Genomic DNA, 18,038 nt, shown 5'->3' with positions numbered 1-18,038 from the left:
CCGCGCGGGCTCAGGGCTTGAGCTGAAGTTCGTGGGTGAACCCGGCCGGGTTCATCTGTAGCGGCCGGTAGCTGACGCCGACCCAGGTCCGGCTCATGTCGCGGTAGCGGCTGGAAAACACCAGTCCGCTTTGCCCGGTCTGATAAATGAACTGCGATTTTTCAAGATCTGCCAGGTCATAGACCGCGCGCAGCGAGGCGGCATGCCGGTTGGCAAACGGGAATTTCGCATCATTGGGCCAGTACTGGCCAACGTTGACCGTGAACGAGTCCCCGCCGGTCGGCACGCTGACGTCAAACAGCCGCGCCAGCGCGGCCACGTTGCTGAAGGGCCGGTGCGCCGACAGCGCCTGATGCGCATCGCCCCACTTCCAGTGCGCAGGCTCGCCGCCCCGCGTGGCCTGCAAGGCCGTCAGTGCGCGGTCCAGCGCGGCGGTGGACTGGACGGCACAGCCGGCCGCCCCGCACCAGGCCTTGTCATCGCGCGCCACCATCTCTTCGATCGCGCTGCGGAAATGGCGCTTGCCGTACATGCTTTTGAGGCGGGCCTCGCCCAGCTTGCTGCCGATCACGCCGCGTGTCAGTTCGTCGACCCAGACCGAAAAAATCAGCGGCGCCGCGCTGTCGGGCCGCATCACGCCGTCGAAGCTGGTCAGCGCCGCCTGCGCTTGCGCGGCCAACGGGTGCTGCGACACCGTTTTCTGCAACAACGGCAGCAGGCGCAGGGTGGCCGACGACAACTGGTCGGACTGGATGGCCTGCATGGATGCGGCGTCATGCCGGGGCTGGGCGGCCAGCAGTTTTTCAATGCGGTCAAAGCGGTAAGGCACGACCCAGTCCTGCCCGAGGAAGAGGTCGGAACCCGGTGGCACCACACTCTGGTTGGCATTGGAAAACCAGCCTTTTTTGCCTATCGCGACCGCATCGGCCTGCGGTGTCTGCGCGTAGGGCAGCCAGCCGGCCCAGTCGTAACGCGCCTGCCAGCCCGGCGACGGTGCGATGCCGAGAATGTCATTGTCGGCCTTGCGCAGCGGCACCTTGCCGATGGCCTTGTACGCGACCTTGCCGGCCACATCGGCCATCACCACATTCTGCATCGGCGAGTGGTGGTCGGCATAGGCGGCGATCAGCTCGTCCACCGACTGCGCCTGGTTGGCGCGCAAGGCCGCCAGGGTCGTCAGGTTGTCGGTTTCCAGCGCGCTCCAGCGCAGCGCGATCACGTACTTGCCGGTGTCCAGCAACTCGCCATGGGTTTTCTGCGCGTCGCTGAGCACAGGCCCATGGCGGCTGGTGCGCACCTTCAGGCTGACGTCGGGCTTGCCCTTGATCTTGATGGTTTCGCTGCGGGTGCTGAAATCTGCCCACTGCGCCGGGCCGCTGCCGGGCACGCGGTATTGCTGCGGGTTGGCCGGGTTGATCTGCTCCAGGTAGAGGTCCTGCACGTCAGGACCGGTATTGGTAAAGCCCCAAGCCACTTTGGCGGTGCGGCCCAGCACCACAAACGGCAGGCCCGGCAGGGTTGCGCCGATGACATCCAGCGCCGGTGCCGCCTTCCCGTCGGCCCCCTGGCCTGCGGGCGCCTGAAGCCGGGCGAAATACCAGATGGCAGGCGCCGACAAACCCAGATGCGGGTCGTTGGCCAGCAGGGGCTTGCCGCTGACGGTATGGCTGCCGGCCAGCACCCAGTTGTTCGAGCCCTTGCCTTCCACGTTGCCGATGTTGGCAGCCCAGTCGTTGATGTCGAGCGCCAGCAGGTCCGGCCTCGTGGCCAGGGCTTGTATGCCAAAACGGTCTCCAGCCCTTTCCGGAATCGGCTCTGCAGCTCCTGTCTTGATAGCGTCTGGGCGAAAGACTCCGAGTTCGGCATAGAGCTTGGCGAAGTCGGTTTTGGAGGCCGGCGCCTCGCCCGGGTAAGGCGTGAACAGCTGCCACAGTTGTTCGGTCGTCAGCACCTTGGCCGCCGACAGGCGCGCAAATTCATTGCCCCAGTTGCCGCCCAGGTCCAGCGCCATCATCAGCGCCCAGCCCACGCTGTCCTGCGGAGTCCAGGGCTGGCCGGCGCCGCCCGGCTTGACGCCGAGGACGTGGAATTCGGGCGACAGCGCCTGGGCGCTGCCGGCATAAAACGCGTTGATGCCGTCGCTGTAGGCTTGCAGCGCCTGTTTTGCCTCGGCCGGCAGCACCTGCCACTGGCGCTGCGCCGCCTCCATGATGCCCAGCGTGCGCATGAGCTTGTCGGTGTCCAGCGTGGCCTCGCCCAGCACCTCGGACAGCTCGCCGCGCATGACCCGACGGTTGAACTCCAGTTGCCAGCCGCGCTCCTGCGCGTGCACATAACCGAGCGCCATCCAGGCGTCGCGCGGGGACTGGGCCTTGATGTGGGTGACGTCGGCGCCGTCGCGCGCCACGGTCACCGGCGCTGCCAGGGCGGGCAGCTTGAGTTCGCCGTCCAGTGCAGGAAAGGCGCGCGTAGCGTAGACAGCCAGCGCAGCCGCGAGCAGCGCGACCAGCACCAGCGCCCCCCAGAAAAACCGTTTGACCCAGACCATGATCGCCTCCTCCTTGTTGTGGGCGATAGCCTAACCGAATCAGGCCACCCGCGATCAAGTGCAGGTGATCAGGCGGCTGCGACCGGCTTGAGTTGCAGCGACTTGATCTCCAGAAACTCCTCAAACCCGTAGACACCTGCCTCGCGGCCGTTACCCGACTGCTTGTATCCGCCAAAAGGCGCATTGGCGTTGAAGGGGCCGCCGTTGATGTCGACCTGCCCGGTGCGGATGCGGCGCGCGACTTTCATCGCATGATCGTCGCTGCCGCTCCACACGCCGCCGCCCAGACCGTAAATGGTGCTGTTGGCGATCGCCACGGCCTCTTCTTCGTCCTTGTACGGAATCACCACCAGCACGGGTCCGAAAATTTCTTCCTGGGCCAGGGTGTCGGTGGCTTTGATGCCCAGGATGGTGGGCTGCACAAAGTAGCCCTTCTCAAAGGCGGGCGGCTGGTCCCCGCCGGCAATCACGTCCGCGCCCTCTTCGATGCCGGTGCGGATGAATCCCAGCACGCGATCGCGCTGGTTCGCGCTGACCAGCGGTCCGAGCTTGCTGGTTTCCTCGAGGCTGGGGCCGACGCTGAACCTGGCGATCGCGGTTTTGGCCAGCGCCTTGACCTCGTCGTAACGGCCGGCCGGCACCAGCATGCGGGTGTGGGCCGAGCAGGTCTGGCCGCTGTTGAGCATGCAGGCCGAGATCGTGCCCTTGACCGCGGCTTCCATGTCGGCATCGTCGAGGATGACGCTGGCCGACTTGCCGCCGAGTTCCAGCGCCACGCGTTTGACCGACTGGCTGGCGAGTTCGCTGACACGTTTGCCGGCTCGCGTGGACCCGGTGAAACTGACCATGTCCACCTCGGGGTGGGTCGCCAGCACCTCGCCGACCACCGGCCCCATGCCGTTGACCAGGTTGAACACGCCAGGCGGCAGGCCGGCTTCGTGAATGATTTCAGCCAGGATCATGGCATTGACAGGCGCAATCTCGCTGGGCTTGAGCACCACGGTGCAGCCGGCGGCCAGCGCCGGCGCGATTTTCAGCGTGATCTGGCTGAGCGGGAAATTCCAGGGCGTGATGCAGCCCACCACGCCGATCGGCTCGCGCACCACCAGCGAGTTGCCGACTTTCTTTTCCCATTCGAAATCGCGCGCGATCCTGGCAAAGTTGCCCCAATGCCAGGTGGGTCCGCCCACCTGCACCGCGCGTGCCATTTTCAGCGGCATGCCCACTTCGCGGGCGATGGTCAGCGCCATCTCGTCGGTGCGGGCCTTCAGGCCGGCCGTGACCTTGTCGAGGTAGCCAGCGCGGGTTTCGACGGGCAAGGCGGCCCAGGCGTCAAAAGCCGCACGGGCGGCCAGCACGGCGCGTTCGGCTTCCTGCGCCGTGCCGGCCGGCACGGTCGCCATGACTTCCTCGGTGCTCGAGTCGTACACCGGCAGGGTCTCTGCCGATTGCGCCTTGACCCACTGGCCATTGATGTAGTGCGAAGGGTATGTAGTCATAACAAGCTCAAAAAAGGGAAATTTTGCGAAAAAACAGCGAAACGAGAGGTAAATAAATCGCAAAGAAAATCTTGATGATTTTCCATGCCTGGCCAAACCAGGGAGACTTGAAAAGTACTACCTTTGTTTACAAATCAAGAATTAACATGACATTTGCTTACTAACGCATTGATTTAGTTGTTGTTTTACGTTAACCATCTCACGTGATAGAACTTGCATCTGTAACCGTGGAGGCTTAATCTACCAGACTGCACGGTTAAGCACCGTCCTACTATCGAAAGCACAAACTCTATGCGCTGGATTAAACCTGACTTGAAAAGCAGTCTGCTGGGTCTGCTCAATGGTGGCGAAGTGACGCCTTCCAGCCTGGAAAAGCGTACCGAAGGCATTCGGCAATTGATGCTCAACGAACTCGGCGAGTTTGGCGAGAAACATTACCCCAAAATCGCGCTGCGGGTACGCTACGCCCAGGATGCGCAAGGCCTGTGGTATGCACGGGGCGACGTCATGGCCGTGCTGTCGGCCATGCAGGGCGAAACCATTGCCCGCCAGAAGGTCAGCGGCATCACCAAAATGTTTGAAGGCCTGTTGCCCGGCAGCCTTGGCTCGCGGCGCAGTTCCCTGACCAACTAGGCTGCCCTCCACCGGGCAAGGTGGCAGGCGGTCGACAAAACCGCCGGCCGGCCCGGTGTATTCCCCTTTAATGGCTGTGACCCCAGAGCAGGAAAGCATCCCTGTCCTCGACGGCCAGCGTCACTTTCGCCCCCACCGGCAACACGACCTTGGTCGGCACATGGCCAAACGGCAGGCCGCTCAACACCGGTGCCTTGATCTGGCGCTGCAGCCACGCCACCACCGTGGCCAGCTTGAAGCCCTTGTCGTGCGGTACAAGCTTGTAGTTGGTGAACTGCCCCAGCACCACCGCCTTCTGCTGGGCCAGCACGCCGGCGTGCAACAGCTGCGTCAACATGCGCTCCAGCCGGTACGGGTGTTCATGCACCTCTTCCAGAAACAAAATGCCGCCTTTCACCTGGGGCAGGTAAGGGGTGCCCACCAGCGAACTCAGCACCGCAAGGTTGCCGCCCCACAAAACCGCATTTTTGACACCAAAGGGGCCCTCGGCCCCGGGCTGCCAGGCGCCCCCCGCCACTGACTCAGCAGCCATTTTCGGCAGACGCCAGCCGGCGCCCTCGCCCTGCCCCGTGATCAGGTCGTCAAAGCAGGCTTCCATGATGTCGTCGGGCTGGCCTTCGGTCCCAAAGTCCTCGCCGAGTGCCGGACCGGCCCAGCTCACCGCCCCGGTTTTGGCCAGCAGCGCGTTTTGCAGGGCCGTGAAGTCGCTCAAGCCGACGAAACGCGTGCCCCGGGATGCGGCCTTGTCCAGCGCCTTGTAATTGATATGCGGCAGCAGGCGGGTCAGTCCGTAGCCGCCCCGGGAAATCAGCGCGACGTCGGCGCCGCTGGCGGCCGCCCGGGCGATCGCGGCGAGCCGGGTCTCGTCGTCGCCGGCAAAACGCTGGTGGCTGCTCAGTGCGGCCTCGTCAAGCTCGACCTCGTAACCCAGCGCGGTCAGGCGCCGCACGCCGCGCTTGAAGGCAGGCTTGTCGCGCACGGCGCTGGAAGGAGAGTAGATGTAGATATGTTTTTTCACGAGACGGAGTATCCCACTGCCCGGACCAGGTGCTGCCAAACCGGCGGTCAATCGCCGGTCAACTGCCCAGAGAGCGGAGCGCCTGCCGGGCAATGACTTCCCCATGCTCCTGCACAAAATGCCCCGCCTGCGGCAACACCACGGCCTCGGGGCAGCCGCGGATCATGGCCTGCAATTGCTGCATGACCGGCAGGCCGAGCACCGGGTCCTGCGCACCGACGGCCATCAAGGTCCGGCCTTGCCAGCGTTCGCGCCAGAAACTGCGGGCCTCGCGTGAAAGGGCGGAACCGTCCGAGTTCTCGAACTCCGGCACCATGGCCGGAAAAGCACGCAAGGCGGCGCGGTGGCCCCGGTCGGGGAAAGGCGCGTTGTAGGCGGCGCATTCTTCGGCGCTCATCTGCGGGTTGCCGCGCGCGAACAGCCGCGCCACATCGAACTCGGGGTTTTTCGCGCACATCTCGCGCCAGGCCAGAAAGCCCGGCGACAAGGGCACATCGCCGGTCGCCAGCGTTGTGTTCATGACCAGCAGACCCCGGTAGCGCTCGGGCGCGGCCAGCGGCAGGGTCAGGCCCAGCAGGCCACCCCAGTCCTGCACCACCAGAACGATGTTCTTCAGGTCCAGGCGTTCGACGAACTCCAGCAGGTTCTGCCGGTGTCCGGTGAAGCTGTGAAAGCTGTCCTTTTTGGGCTTGTCGCTTTTGCCGAAACCGATCAGGTCGGGCGCCACCACCCGGTGCCCGGCCGCCAGGAACACCGGGATCATCTTGCGGTACAGGTAGCTCCAGGCCGGATTGCCGTGCAGGCACAGCCAGGTCAAGTTCCGATTGCCCTGAGCCTGTTGAAGGGGCGCCCCCTCGTCGAGGTAATGCAGGCGCAGGCCGGCCAGCGAAGGCAGGTCGCTGAGGTAACGGGGTGCCCAGGGGTAGTCCGGCAGATTGGCAAACGCGCTGTCGGGCGTGCGGAGTGCGTCATCGCGCAGGGGATGGTTCAGTTGTGTCTCCTGGCGCTGTTCGCTGCGCCGCTGCTGGAAAAAATCCTGCAGCACCGCGCCACATTCCCCGGCCAGCACCCCGCCCTGCACCTGCGTTTGGTGGTTGAGCTGCGGGTTGGCGAACAGGTCGATGACGGAACCGGCGGCCCCGGTTTTCGGATCCGGCGCGCCGAACACCACGCGCTTGAGCCGCGCATGCAGCATGGCGCCGGCGCACATGGCGCAGGGCTCCAGCGTGACAAACAGTTCGCACTCGTCGAGCCGGTAGTTGCCCGCGGCCTGGGCGGCAAATCGCAGGGCCTGCATTTCGGCATGGGCCGTCGGGTCATGCCCGCTGATGGGTTGGTTGCAGCCAGTGGCGATCACCTGTCCGCCCCGAACCAGCACGGCACCGACCGGCACCTCGCCCGCTTCGGACGCTTGCCTGGCCTGCGCCAGCGCCAGTTGCATGTAGTCGGCATCGCTCATGTTTGCTTCGTTTCTTATAGCGGCTTGCGTAAGTAACACGGGGGATGAAGCCCGATTTGATGCAAATTATTTGTCTTCCGGCATGGGCCGGGCCTGCTGCATCGTGTTTTCAATCGACTCGCGCACCTGATTCTGGATCTGCTGGCTTTGCTGCTGCGGTGTGGCGCCGGCCGCTGGCGCGGGCAAAACCAGGCCGGCGTCAGCCGGTGCCAGCTTCACCGGCGCCGGGGAGAGCTGTTTTTTCGCCAGCACACCGATGATGGCGACAACCATCAGCAGGCTCAGGACGCCAAAGATGGCTCGCATGTCAGGTCTCCTTGCGGGGGTCGGCGGCGGCCCCCATGCCCAGCCGGTCCATCCAGCCGGCCAGCGCCTGTTCGTCGGGCGTGCCGGCGGCATACATGGCTTTCATCGCCGCGTGCGACTCGGTCCGGTGCTGGTTGAGCTTGAGCTTGCACTGCAGGTCGGTGACCCGCAACTCAAAGGCCACAATGCCGGCCAGCATCTTGTGGGCAAACTCCTCGCCCAGGCCGCGCCACTGCTCGGCATAAGGCGGCTCATGGTCGCCAATCAGCTTTTTGAGCAGCCGGTCCTTGGCCTGCGGGTCTTCGATCAGGCTGGCCTGCACGGTGCAATGCACGGCCAGGTAATTCCAGGTCGGCACCCGCGCCAGGTCGGGGTAGACCTTGGGCGACAGGTAGGCGTGCGGCCCCAGAAAGGTCGCCACGGCCTGCGGCCTGGCTTGCAGGTAACGCCAGTGCGGGTTGGGTTTGGCCACGTGACCGAGCAGCACCAGCTGGTCGCCCCTGGCTTCCAGGTGCAGCGGCAGGTGCGTCACGTAAGGCAGCCCCGCGTCGTCCATGCTGATCAGGCTGGCGAAGGGATGGTCGGTGATCAGCGCCTGGGCCTGCGCGCGATCACCCTTGAATTGGGGTGGCAAATACATAGGCTGAGTATCCGACAAAAAACCCGACTCCCGGACTCCCGGACGCCTGGCACGGCAAAGCGCGTTCGCGCTACGGAGCCATGGGCAACTCAGGCGTGCAAAGGCCAGCGCGCAAGGGGCACATGCAAAGTCTGGCCGATCAGGCTGTGCACGAGAACCAACTCGCGCGCGGTCCAGGAAACCGGCGTCACGGCCTGCTCGGGAACGCTGCGATCGTCGTAAAGAAGCGTCACATGCGGCGTGAAGCCCGGCTTGGCCCAGCGGCCGAGCACGGTTTTCTTCATCGCTTCACCGAGGCTTTGCTGGAAGGCCATCAGCGCCGCCAGGCCGTCGGCGCCGCGCAGGACAAACGGCCGGTTGCGCGGCGCACTGGTGAAGCTGGCGACACGGTCGAAGGTGATGTCAAACGGTGCAGCCGCCAGGCTTGCCGCCGCCCCGCAGGCTGCGGCGACCAGGTCTTGCGGCAGCCCGGCATGGTCGCCCAGGTGATGCAGCGTGACATGAAAGCGCTCCGGTTTCAGCGGCTTGCCCTGCAGGCCGTGTTCCGCACGCAGTTGCTGCGCAAGCTGGGCAATCCGTGCAGCGGTGGCCGCGTCGGGATAGATGGCGAAAAACAGCCTGTCGGTGGGTCGGGGCGCGGCCTCAAAGCCCGGCAAGAAAGACTGCTCAGGCATGGTGCTGGCGGGTCGCTGCGTACAGGGCGGGATTGCGCCCTATTCCCACTCGATCGTGGCCGGGGGCTTGCTGCTGACATCGTAGGTCACGCGGTTGATGCCGCGCACTTCGTTGATGATGCGGCTGGAGACCTTTTTGAGCAGCGCATAGGGCAGCTCGGCCCAGTCGGCGGTCATGAAGTCGCTGGTCTGGACCGCGCGCAGGGCCACGACGTAATCGTAGGTGCGGCCGTCGCCCATGACGCCCACGCTTTTCACCGGCAGAAACACCGCAAACGCCTGGCTGGTCAGGTCGTACCAGCTTTTACCGGTGGCATCGTCGGTGAAGTTGCGCAGCTCTTCGATGAAGATGGCGTCGGCGCGGCGCAGCAAGTCAGCGTATTCCTTTTTGACTTCGCCCAGAATCCGCACCCCCAGGCCCGGGCCCGGGAAGGGGTGGCGGTACACCATGTGAAAAGGCAGGCCCAGCGCCACGCCCAGCTCGCGCACTTCGTCCTTGAACAGCTCGCGCAGGGGTTCGAGCAGCTTCAGGCCGAGCTGCTCGGGCAGGCCGCCCACGTTGTGGTGGCTCTTGATCGTGATGGCCTTTTTGTTCTTGGAGCCGCCACTCTCGATCACGTCCGGATAAATCGTGCCCTGGGCCAGCCAGGCCACATGGCGCGAATGGTCGTTCTTGAGCTTGCCGGCTTCGGCCTTGAACACTTCCACGAATTCGCGGCCAATGATCTTGCGCTTGGCTTCGGGATCGCTGACGCCCTTGAGATGGCCGAGGAACTGGTCGGCAGCGTCAACGCGAATGACTTTCGCGTGCAGCTTGCCGACAAACATGTCCATCACCATGTCGCCTTCGTCCAGGCGCAGCAGGCCGTGGTCGACAAACACGCAGGTCAGCTGGTCGCCGATGGCGCGGTGAATCAAGGCGGCCGCAACCGACGAATCGACACCGCCGGACAGGCCAAGGATCACTTCCTCGCTGCCCACCTGGGTGCGGATTTTTTCCACCGCCTCACTGATGTAGTCGCCCATGATCCAGTCGGCCCGGGTGCCGCAGATATCCAGGACAAAACGCTCCAGGATGGCCGCACCACGCTTGGTGTGCGTGACTTCGGGGTGGAACTGCACGCCGTAAAACCGGCGCTCCTCGTCGGCCATGCCGGCGATCGGGCAGCTGTCGGTACTGGCCATCAGCTTGAAGCCGGGCGGCAACTCGGTGACCTTGTCGCCATGGCTCATCCACACCTGCAGCATGCCGTGGCCTTCGGAGGTCGCGTAATCCTGGATGCCTTCGAGCAGCTGGGTATGACCATGCGCCCGCACATCGGCGGGGCCGAATTCGCGCTTGTGGCCGCTTTGCACGATGCCGCCGAGCTGGTGCGCCATGGTCTGCATGCCGTAACAGATGCCCAGCACGGGCACGCCCAGGTCGAACACCGCCTGCGGCGCCTTGTCGGTGCTGTCCTCGTAGACGCTGGCGTGGCTGCCCGACAGGATGATGCCCTTGAGCTTGCCATCCTGGGCGTAGTCGCGGACCCAGTCGCTGGTCACATCGCAGGGATGGACTTCGCAGAACACGTGGGCTTCACGGATGCGCCGTGCAATCAGCTGGGTGACCTGGGAGCCGAAATCGAGAATGAGAATTTTTTGGTGCTGCATGAAAGAGTGTCTTCAAGGCAAAAAAAGAAAAAGGCGTCTATGAAGACGCCCCTGACAAGCCAAAACGGTCAGTCTGCCCTGTAATTGGGGGCTTCCTTGGTGATCTGCACGTCATGGACATGGCTTTCGCGAATGCCGGCCGTCGTGATCTCGACAAACTCGGCCTGGTTGCGCATGTCCTCGATGGTGGCGCAACCGCAATAACCCATGCTGGCGCGCAGGCCGCCGGCCATCTGGTAAATGATGGCGACCATGGAACCCTTGTAGGGCACCCGGCCTTCGATGCCCTCGGGCACCAGCTTGTCTGCGTTCGGGTTGCCGGTGGTGGCTTCCTGGAAATAGCGGTCGGCACTGCCCTGCTGCATCGCGCCAATGCTGCCCATGCCGCGGTAGCTCTTGTAGCTGCGGCCCTGGAACAGAATCACTTCGCCGGGGGCTTCCTCGGTGCCGGCAAACATGCCGCCCATCATCACGGTGCCTGCGCCGGCTGCGATGGCCTTGGCGATGTCGCCGCTGTAACGGATGCCACCGTCGGCAATCAGCGGCACGCCGGTGCCGCGCAGCGCCATGGCCACGCTGTCAATCGCCATGATCTGCGGCACGCCCACGCCCGCGACAATGCGGGTGGTGCAGATGGAGCCGGGACCAATGCCGACCTTGACCGCATCGGCGCCGGCCTCCACCAGGGCCAGCGCGGCGGCGCCGGTGGCAATGTTGCCGCCGATCACATCGATCTGCGGATAGTTCTTCTTGACCCAGCGCACGCGCTCGATCACGCCGTGGCTGTGGCCGTGGGCGGTGTCGACCACGATGGCATCGACCCCGGCCCGGACCAGCGCTTCAACCCGCTCTTCCGTGCCTTCGCCGACACCAACGGCCGCACCCACGCGCAGGCGGCCCGAGGCGTCGCGTGCGGCATTGGGGAAATTGGTCTGTTTGGTGATGTCCTTGACCGTGATCAGACCCTTGAGCTCAAAGTCGTCGTTGACCACCAGCAGGCGTTCAAGCTTGTATTTGTTGAGCAGGGCCTTGGCCTCGGCGGCAGACGTGCCTTCCTTGACCGTGATCAGTTTCTCGCGCGGCGTCATGATCTGGTGCGCCTTGACGTCGTAGCGGGTCTCAAAGCGCAGGTCGCGGCTCGTCACGATACCCACCACCTTGCCGCCGTCGCACACCGGAAAGCCCGAGATGCCGAGCTGCTCGGACAGTTCCAGTATCTGCAGCACGGTGTGTTCCGGCGTGATGACCACCGGGTCGCGCACGACGCCCGACTCATAACGCTTGACCTTGGCCACATGGGCGGCCTGCTCCTGCGCTGTCAGGTTTTTATGAACGATGCCGATTCCGCCCTCCTGCGCAATGGCAATGGCCAGCCGGGCTTCGGTGACCGTGTCCATCGCAGCCGAAACCAGAGGCAGGTTCAGGCGGATGTTTCTTGAGAACTGGGTGGAAAGCGAGGTGTCCTTGGGCAGGACCTGGGAGAACGCTGGCACCAACAATACGTCGTCGAAGGTGAGCGCTTTGCCGAGTAGGCGCATAGGGATGGCTCCAAAAACACGATTGTACCCGCGCCGGTCCGTACAAACCCTAGCGCTGGAAGTCTTGCCTGCCGCGTTACAAAAAGGCCACGCCAAACAGCGTTCGTCTTCGCCTGCAGGAGCGCTACCAGTACACTGATCCCATGCATCTGAAAATCACTCCCAAACACCTTCTTCTGCTACTGGCCGGCTGGACTTTTGCGCTGTCGGCCGCCGCCCAGTGGCAGTGGATAGGCAAAGACGGACGCAAGGTGTTCAGTGACCGACCACCGCCAGCCGACATTCAGGACAAGGACATCCTCAAGCAGCCCGGCGGCCGGGGACGCGCCAAGGCGCCTGTAGCCGCTACCGAGCCAACCGAGGGCGCCGCACCCGTTACAGCAGCAACAGCAGCACCGGCCGCGAAAGCCAATACCCCGAAAATTTCCGGCAAGGATGCGGAGCTGGAAGCCAAGAAGAAAAAACTGGAAGAGGAAGAAGCAGCCAAGAAAAAGGTGGACGAGGAAAAAGTCGCCAAAGCCAGAGCCGACAACTGCGAACGCGCCAAAAAGGCCATGGTGACCATCCAGTCGGGCGCGCGGATATCGACCACCAACACCAAGGGCGAGCGCGAAATCATGGACGACAACGCACGTGCAGCGGAAAACAAGCGCCTGCAAGCCATCATGGACAGCGACTGCAAATAGGCAGCCGTTCGCGTTCAGTACCCGGCCTTGGCCCCTGCCCTTTTGTTGGCAAACAGACCTGATTTCTTCACGCCCTGCTTGTTGAAGCGCTCGCGCCGCGCGATCTTGGGGTCCACCCTCAGCGGGCGATAGATCTCCAGCCGATCCTGCTGGTGCAGCTCATGGCGCAAACTGGTTTTGCGCCCCCAAATGCCCACCGACAGACGGCCTGCCGCCAGTTCCGGAAACTCGTCCAAGATGCCGCTGGCTGCAATGGCCTGCGCCACGGTGCTGCCGGTCGGCAGTGTCAGATGCCACTCGCGCACCTGGCGCGGCCCGGGCGAATACAGCAGGAAAATGTCCAGCGCCACCATGGCGTTCAGACCGCGGCCTCGCCGTACACCTGGGCGGCCCTTTTGACAAAGGCATCGACCAGGCTACCGGCGATCTTGTCAAACACCGGCCCCACCAGCGCCGCGAGTGCCGCGTTGTCAAAGTCGTAGCGCAGCGTCAGGTCCACCTTGCAGGCGCGCTGGCTACCGTCGCCCAGGGGTGTGAAGTCCCAGTCGCCGTCGAGCTTTGAAAAAGGACCGTTCACCAGCTTGAGCGAGACCTGACGGTCCGGCACGTGGGTGTTGCGGGTGGTGAAACTCTGATGAATGCCGGCAAAGGCGATGCCCACGTTGGCCATCATGCCCTGCGCATCTTCTTCGATCACTCTGGCCTGGTCGCACCAGGGCAAAAACTGCGGGTAGCTGGCGACATCGGTGACCAGGGCAAACATTTCGGCTGCGCTGTACCAGATCAAAACGGACTTGTGAACGGTTTTCATACAATCATGGGCTGCGCTCGATTGTATTAGCCGATGCCGCCCCTACCTTTTACCCATGGCCACCAAAGAAGCATCCTCCAAAAAACCGGCCGCCGCGTCATCCGGAAAGTCCACGGGCAAGCCCGCGATCAACCTGACACCCAAGGCTGCCGCTGCTGCCGTGCGTATTGCCGACAACAAGAAAGCCACGTTCAACTATCACATTGAAGAGCGCTTCGAGGCCGGCATGGTGCTCGAGGGCTGGGAGGTGAAGTCGCTGCGCGAGGGCAAGGTGCAATTGACCGACGGTTATGTGGTGATCCGCAACGGCGAGCTGTTCCTGATCGGCTGCCAGATCAACCCGCTCGGAACGGCATCCACCCATGTCCGGCCGGACTCGGTGCGTACCAAGAAGCTGCTGATGCACAAGGACGAGATCCGCCGCCTGATCGGCAAGATCGAGCAAAAGGGTTTCACGCTGGTGCCGCTGAACCTGCACTGGAAGGCCGGCAAGGTCAAATGCGAGGTGGGTCTGGCCAAGGGCAAGGGCGAACACGACAAGCGCGACACCATCAAGGACCGCGAAGGCAAGCGCGAAGTCGAACGCGCAATGAAGTCGCGCAGCCGCTGACTTCCCTGCCCGGCCTAACCCTGTCTTTCCCTGTCTTTCCCTGTCTTTCAGAAATATTCTGCAAGGCCGGGAATAAACTGGCCGTCAAAGGTGTTTGTGGGGTGGCAGAGCTGCTCTGCCCAACCCACTTCACCTACCGGAGCTCACCATGAAATTCCTGACCATCGCCGTCCTCACCGCCGCCCTTCTCGGCGGCTGCGCCTCCATGAGCAACCCGCCCGCCAAAGTGGCCGATGGCATGCTGGTCGGTCCGAACGGCATGACGCTTTACACCTTTGACCGCGATATCACGGGTAGTGGCAAGTCCGTCTGCAATGGCCCTTGCGCCACCAACTGGCCACCGCTGCTGGCCGCCGAGACGGACAAGGCCTCGGGCGACTACACGGTCATCACGCGCGACGACGGCAAAAAACAGTGGTCCATGAAAGGCAAGCCGCTGTACTACTGGATCAAGGACACCAAGGCCGGCGACAAGACCGGTGACGGCGTGCAGAACGTCTGGCACATCGTCAAGCCCTGAATTTGCATGCCGGCTTGACCGCAGTCCATGGACCGTTCCGAGCTGATTGCCCAGATTCCCGGTTTGCGGCGTTACGCCCGCGCGCTGACCGGCAATGCCTGGGCCGCCGACGACCTGGTGCAGGACACGCTGGAGCGGGCCTGCAGCAAATGGCGTCTGTGGACAGCCGGGTCCGATCTGCGGGCCTGGCTGTTCACCCTGATGCACAACCTGTTCATGAACCAGCGGCGCAGTGCGGCGCGGCAATTACAGGCGGGCCCGCCGCTGGATGTGGATGAACTGGCCGGCACGCTGGCCGCACCCGACGCCAGGCAGGACCAGGCCCTGGACCTGCAGCGTTGCCTGCTCCGGCTGCCGGACGACCAGCGTGCCGTGCTGCTGCTCGTCAGCCTGGAAGACATGAGTTACGAGCAGGTCGCCCGCGTGGTTGGCGTGCCGCTGGGCACCGTGATGTCGCGCCTGTCGCGGGCACGCAGCCGCCTGCGTGAACTGATGGACAAACCGGCGCAGCCTCAGGCGGCGACGGACAACACCAGGAACGTTTCCGCCTTGCGGCGCCTCCCCTAACAAGCCCACACCACCATGGATGCTTCAAGAACATCGCCCCTGACCCACGACGAGCTGAATGCGCTGGTCGATGGGCAACTGACGGCCGGGCAGCGGGCAGCCGCCTTGGCGCACATTGCGGACGACCCGCTGACTGGCGAGACCTTGAAGGCCTGGCAGGACCAGCGCGAAGCGCTGCGCGGCCTGCACCAGAAGCTGCTGGATGAACCCATTCCTGAAACCTTGCTGGCAACCGTGCACCGCAGCACGCATGAGCGGCAGGCGCTGGACCCGTGGTGGCGCTGGGGCGGCCTGGCCGCCGGTGTGCTGCTGGCCTTTGCCGTCGGCTGGACGGCGCACGGTCAATTCGGCAACGGCCCCCTTCCCTACGCTGCAGGCCAGGGTTTGCGCGCCGGCCAGGCGTTTGCACACCAGGCCACCCTGGCCCATGCGGCGTTTGCGCCGGAAGTGCGGCATCCGGTGGAAGTCGGCGCGGCGCAGCAGGAACACCTGGTGCAATGGCTGTCCAAACGCCTGGGCAAGCCGCTCAAGGTGCCCCTGCTGTCCAGCCAGGGGTATGAACTGGTGGGCGGCCGGCTGTTGCCCGGCGATGGCGGCGCCCGCGCGCAGTTCATGTTCCAGAACGCTGCCGGCGTGCGTGTGACCCTGTACCTCGGTGCGCTCGACGGCAGCCCTGCGGCAGGCAAGCCGGCCAGCGCGGAAACCACTTTCCGCTACAGCAACGACGGCCCGGTGCCGGCGTTTTACTGGATGGACCAGGGCTTTGGTTATGCCATGAGCGGCCCGGTCGCGCGCGAGGAACTGATGCGGCTGGCCGGGCTGGTCTACCAGCAGCTTTAGAGCTGGCTCACTGAAGATCGCGCAGCGGATGCGCTTCGGCCGCCCAGGGACTGGCGAAAAACGCCTGCACCATCTGCGGCTTGACCTCTTCAATGCGGGCGGGGTTCCACTTCGGCGTGTAGTCCTTGTCGACGGCCAGCGCACGTATGCCCTCGACCGTCTCGCTGGCCGCGCCTGGCCTGAGGTGAAAGCAATGGTGCACCATGTCGCGCTCCATGCGCAGATCGTCGGCCAGGCTCATGCTGCGGGCGCGGCGGATCTGCTCCAGGGTCACATGCAGCATCAGCGGTGAACGTTTGCGCAGCACAACAGCGGTTTTTTGTGCCCAGTCGTCGTCCTTCGCGGCTTCCAGGGCATCGACGATGTGTTTCACCCGGGCCAGCGAAAAATAAGCATCAAATCTGCTCTCAGCGCTTTCAGGACGGGCGCCATCAGCTATCAAATGAGTAGCAATCCATTGCTCGGCCGCGGAAACATCGGAAAAGGCCTGATCGCCCAGCTGCTGCCACAGACCCGGCAGGCTGGCAGCAGGCCGCTCGATGTCGGCCAGGCCGTACGCCAGCGCCTCGCCGGCACCGATCACCGCCCCGGTCAACGCCAGGTACTCCCCCGCACTGCCCGGGCAGCGGCTCAGGAAGTGGCCGCCACCGACATCGGGAAACAGCCCGATGTTGGTTTCCGGCATGGCCATCTTGGTGTGTTCGGTCACGATGCGGACCGTCGCTCCGACACTGATTCCCATGCCGCCGCCCATCACCACACCGTCCATGAAGGCGATGTAGGGTTTGGGATAGTTGTGAATCAGGTGGTTGAGGCGGTATTCCTCGGTGAAAAACGCGTCCAGGTCCGTGTCACCGGCCAGTGCGGCCTGGTGGAAAAAGCGGATATCGCCGCCGGCGCAAAAGCCGCCGAACAGGCTTTCCGGCGTGCCGGGACGTCCCGCCTTGTTGGTGCCCCGAATGGCCACGGCGACCACGGCCGCATCATCGCGCCATGCCGTCAGCGCCGCCGACAGGTCGCGCACCATGGACAGCGAGAGCGCATTGAGCGCCTTGGGCCGGTTCAGCGTGATGAAGCCGACCCGCCCGCGCACCTCGGTCAGGATGTCGCTGTGGGCCGGTGCGTGTGTTGTTGTCTGGTTCATGCTCTCTGTCTCCATCCCATCAATTCATTGGCGACCAGCGCCGCGATGACCAGCAGCCCGCCGGTCAGCACACTGGCAGCCGGCACCTCGCCCGCGCCGGCCCAGGCCAGCAGAATGCCGAAAATGATCTCCAGCAGCGCCAGCAAGGCCATCTCGGGCGCTTTCAGCACGCGGGCGCAGACCACCGACAACACGCAGGGGATCGCCAGCTGGACCAGGCCCAGCAGGGCCAGCAGGCCGATGTCATGCGGCGTCGCGACAAACGGAAACGCCAGCGGCAGCGTGAGCAGCGAGGAAATCGCAGCGCCCACCAGCACGGCCGGCACCAGGTCGATTTTTTCGCCATGCGCCTGGCTGCGCTGCACCACGGTCCAGTTCACGGCCGCGGCCATGGGCACCAGCAAGGCCACCAGCGTACCGGCGAGCTGGCCCGCGCTGGCGCCCAGGCTCACCTGGCTGCCGTGCATCCAGGCAATGCCCACACCCGCCACGGCAATGGCCCCCCAGGTCCGGGGCGGAATGCGGTGACCGATGAAGACCCGAGCCACCAGGGCCGTGATGAAGGGCCCGACCGCCATGGTGACCAGCACATTGGCCACGCTGGTCATGGTCAGCGCCAGCATGAAGGCGGTGAACATGATGCTCCAGCAGACGCCTGACAGCCACAGGAAGCGGCCTGCATGGCGGATCCTGGAGAACACCGCGCGCCCCTGGAACAGCGGCAGGATGACCAGCAGCGACAGCAGCGTGAAAAAACTGCGCCAGAAGGTCACTTCAAAACTGCGGGCCGATTCAAGATGGCGCGTCACCACGCCGGCGATCGACCACATCAGCGTGATCGCGATCATCAGGAGTACGGCGCGGCTGTGCGTCAGTTTCATGGTGTCCAAAA

General features: G+C 64.2%; 19 protein-coding genes. 6 read left to right on the top strand and 13 right to left on the bottom strand.

Annotated features, from left to right (window positions below; genetic code table 11):
- Positions 1 to 10 precede the first annotated feature (10 nt).
- Together B7G52_RS17920 and B7G52_RS17915 are read right to left on the bottom strand one after the other, a co-directional pair.
- Positions 11 to 2,548: a penicillin acylase family protein gene (locus B7G52_RS17920; RefSeq protein WP_096698888.1), complete on the bottom strand. Its 2,538-nt coding sequence runs from the start codon at positions 2,546 to 2,548 to the stop codon at positions 11 to 13.
- Between the two features lie 68 nt (positions 2,549 to 2,616).
- Positions 2,617 to 4,047, bottom strand: coding sequence for an aldehyde dehydrogenase family protein (locus B7G52_RS17915; protein ID WP_096698887.1), 1,431 nt, complete (start codon positions 4,045 to 4,047; stop codon positions 2,617 to 2,619).
- Between the two features lie 312 nt (positions 4,048 to 4,359).
- Here B7G52_RS17915 and B7G52_RS17910 point away from each other — a divergent pair, with 312 nt between their 5' ends.
- Positions 4,360 to 4,680: a hypothetical protein gene (locus tag B7G52_RS17910; RefSeq protein WP_240523514.1), complete on the top strand. Its 321-nt coding sequence runs from the start codon at positions 4,360 to 4,362 to the stop codon at positions 4,678 to 4,680.
- Between the two features lie 67 nt (positions 4,681 to 4,747).
- Here the strand turns inward: B7G52_RS17910 and B7G52_RS17905 are convergent, their stop codons facing one another.
- From B7G52_RS17905 to guaB, 7 genes are all read right to left on the bottom strand, one after another.
- Positions 4,748 to 5,698, bottom strand: a complete 951-nt coding sequence (locus tag B7G52_RS17905; RefSeq protein ID WP_240523513.1) for an LD-carboxypeptidase — start codon at positions 5,696 to 5,698, stop codon at positions 4,748 to 4,750.
- A 58-nt stretch (positions 5,699 to 5,756) separates the two neighbouring features.
- Positions 5,757 to 7,157, bottom strand: coding sequence for a tRNA adenosine(34) deaminase TadA (tadA, locus tag B7G52_RS17900; RefSeq protein WP_096698885.1), 1,401 nt, complete (start codon positions 7,155 to 7,157; stop codon positions 5,757 to 5,759).
- A gap of 66 nt (positions 7,158 to 7,223) precedes the next feature.
- Positions 7,224 to 7,463 (bottom strand): hypothetical protein, encoded by a 240-nt coding sequence (locus B7G52_RS17895; protein WP_096698884.1) that lies wholly within the window; start codon positions 7,461 to 7,463, stop codon positions 7,224 to 7,226.
- A gap of 1 nt (position 7,464) precedes the next feature.
- The gene (locus B7G52_RS17890) at positions 7,465 to 8,103 is read right to left on the bottom strand and encodes an FMN-binding negative transcriptional regulator (protein WP_096698883.1); all 639 of its coding nucleotides are present in this window, start codon (positions 8,101 to 8,103) and stop codon (positions 7,465 to 7,467) included.
- A gap of 89 nt (positions 8,104 to 8,192) precedes the next feature.
- A complete protein-coding gene (thpR, locus tag B7G52_RS17885) occupies positions 8,193 to 8,777 on the bottom strand; it encodes an RNA 2',3'-cyclic phosphodiesterase (protein WP_096698882.1) in 585 nt (194 codons plus the stop codon).
- A 39-nt stretch (positions 8,778 to 8,816) separates the two neighbouring features.
- On the bottom strand, positions 8,817 to 10,430 hold the full coding sequence (guaA, locus tag B7G52_RS17880) for a glutamine-hydrolyzing GMP synthase (protein ID WP_096698881.1): 1,614 nt from the start codon (positions 10,428 to 10,430) through the stop codon (positions 8,817 to 8,819).
- Positions 10,431 to 10,498: 68 nt separating this feature from the next.
- Complete coding sequence (gene guaB, locus B7G52_RS17875) at positions 10,499 to 11,968, bottom strand: IMP dehydrogenase (protein ID WP_096698880.1); 1,470 nt, start codon at positions 11,966 to 11,968, stop codon at positions 10,499 to 10,501.
- Between the two features lie 143 nt (positions 11,969 to 12,111).
- Between guaB and B7G52_RS17870 the strand changes: the two genes are divergently transcribed.
- On the top strand, positions 12,112 to 12,654 hold the full coding sequence (locus tag B7G52_RS17870; RefSeq protein ID WP_096698879.1) for a DUF4124 domain-containing protein: 543 nt from the start codon (positions 12,112 to 12,114) through the stop codon (positions 12,652 to 12,654).
- Positions 12,655 to 12,668: 14 nt separating this feature from the next.
- Here B7G52_RS17870 and B7G52_RS17865 read toward each other — a convergent pair whose 3' ends face one another.
- Positions 12,669 to 13,007: an RnfH family protein gene (locus B7G52_RS17865; protein ID WP_096698878.1), complete on the bottom strand. Its 339-nt coding sequence runs from the start codon at positions 13,005 to 13,007 to the stop codon at positions 12,669 to 12,671.
- A 5-nt stretch (positions 13,008 to 13,012) separates the two neighbouring features.
- Positions 13,013 to 13,465 carry a type II toxin-antitoxin system RatA family toxin gene (locus B7G52_RS17860; RefSeq protein ID WP_096698877.1) on the bottom strand — a complete coding sequence of 151 codons (453 nt, stop codon included), beginning with the start codon at positions 13,463 to 13,465 and terminating at the stop codon, positions 13,013 to 13,015.
- A gap of 55 nt (positions 13,466 to 13,520) precedes the next feature.
- Here B7G52_RS17860 and smpB point away from each other — a divergent pair, with 55 nt between their 5' ends.
- The 4 genes from smpB (at position 13,521) to B7G52_RS17840 (ending at position 16,002) form a co-directional block, all read left to right on the top strand.
- Positions 13,521 to 14,075 carry an SsrA-binding protein SmpB gene (gene smpB / locus B7G52_RS17855; RefSeq protein WP_240523512.1) on the top strand — a complete coding sequence of 185 codons (555 nt, stop codon included), beginning with the start codon at positions 13,521 to 13,523 and terminating at the stop codon, positions 14,073 to 14,075.
- Between the two features lie 148 nt (positions 14,076 to 14,223).
- Positions 14,224 to 14,595 carry a hypothetical protein gene (locus tag B7G52_RS17850; RefSeq protein ID WP_096698876.1) on the top strand — a complete coding sequence of 124 codons (372 nt, stop codon included), beginning with the start codon at positions 14,224 to 14,226 and terminating at the stop codon, positions 14,593 to 14,595.
- 27 nt (positions 14,596 to 14,622) lie between these two features.
- Positions 14,623 to 15,162, top strand: a complete 540-nt coding sequence (locus B7G52_RS17845; protein ID WP_096698875.1) for an RNA polymerase sigma factor — start codon at positions 14,623 to 14,625, stop codon at positions 15,160 to 15,162.
- Positions 15,163 to 15,177: 15 nt separating this feature from the next.
- A complete protein-coding gene (locus B7G52_RS17840; RefSeq protein ID WP_096698874.1) occupies positions 15,178 to 16,002 on the top strand; it encodes an anti-sigma factor in 825 nt (274 codons plus the stop codon).
- A 7-nt stretch (positions 16,003 to 16,009) separates the two neighbouring features.
- Here the strand turns inward: B7G52_RS17840 and B7G52_RS17835 are convergent, their stop codons facing one another.
- Together B7G52_RS17835 and B7G52_RS17830 are read right to left on the bottom strand one after the other, a co-directional pair.
- Entirely contained in the window at positions 16,010 to 17,146 is a 1,137-nt protein-coding gene (locus B7G52_RS17835) for an enoyl-CoA hydratase/isomerase family protein (RefSeq protein WP_096698873.1), read from the bottom strand.
- The gene (locus B7G52_RS17830) at positions 17,143 to 18,027 is read right to left on the bottom strand and encodes a DMT family transporter (RefSeq protein ID WP_096698897.1); all 885 of its coding nucleotides are present in this window, start codon (positions 18,025 to 18,027) and stop codon (positions 17,143 to 17,145) included. The genes B7G52_RS17835 and B7G52_RS17830 overlap by 4 nt, the downstream gene beginning before the upstream one ends.
- Positions 18,028 to 18,038 lie beyond the last annotated feature (11 nt).

Source organism: Polaromonas sp. AER18D-145 (genome assembly GCF_002379095.1).
In the GTDB taxonomy this organism is placed as follows: Bacteria; Pseudomonadota; Gammaproteobacteria; order Burkholderiales; family Burkholderiaceae_C; genus Polaromonas.
This window is presented reverse-complemented; position numbering and strand designations above follow the sequence as displayed.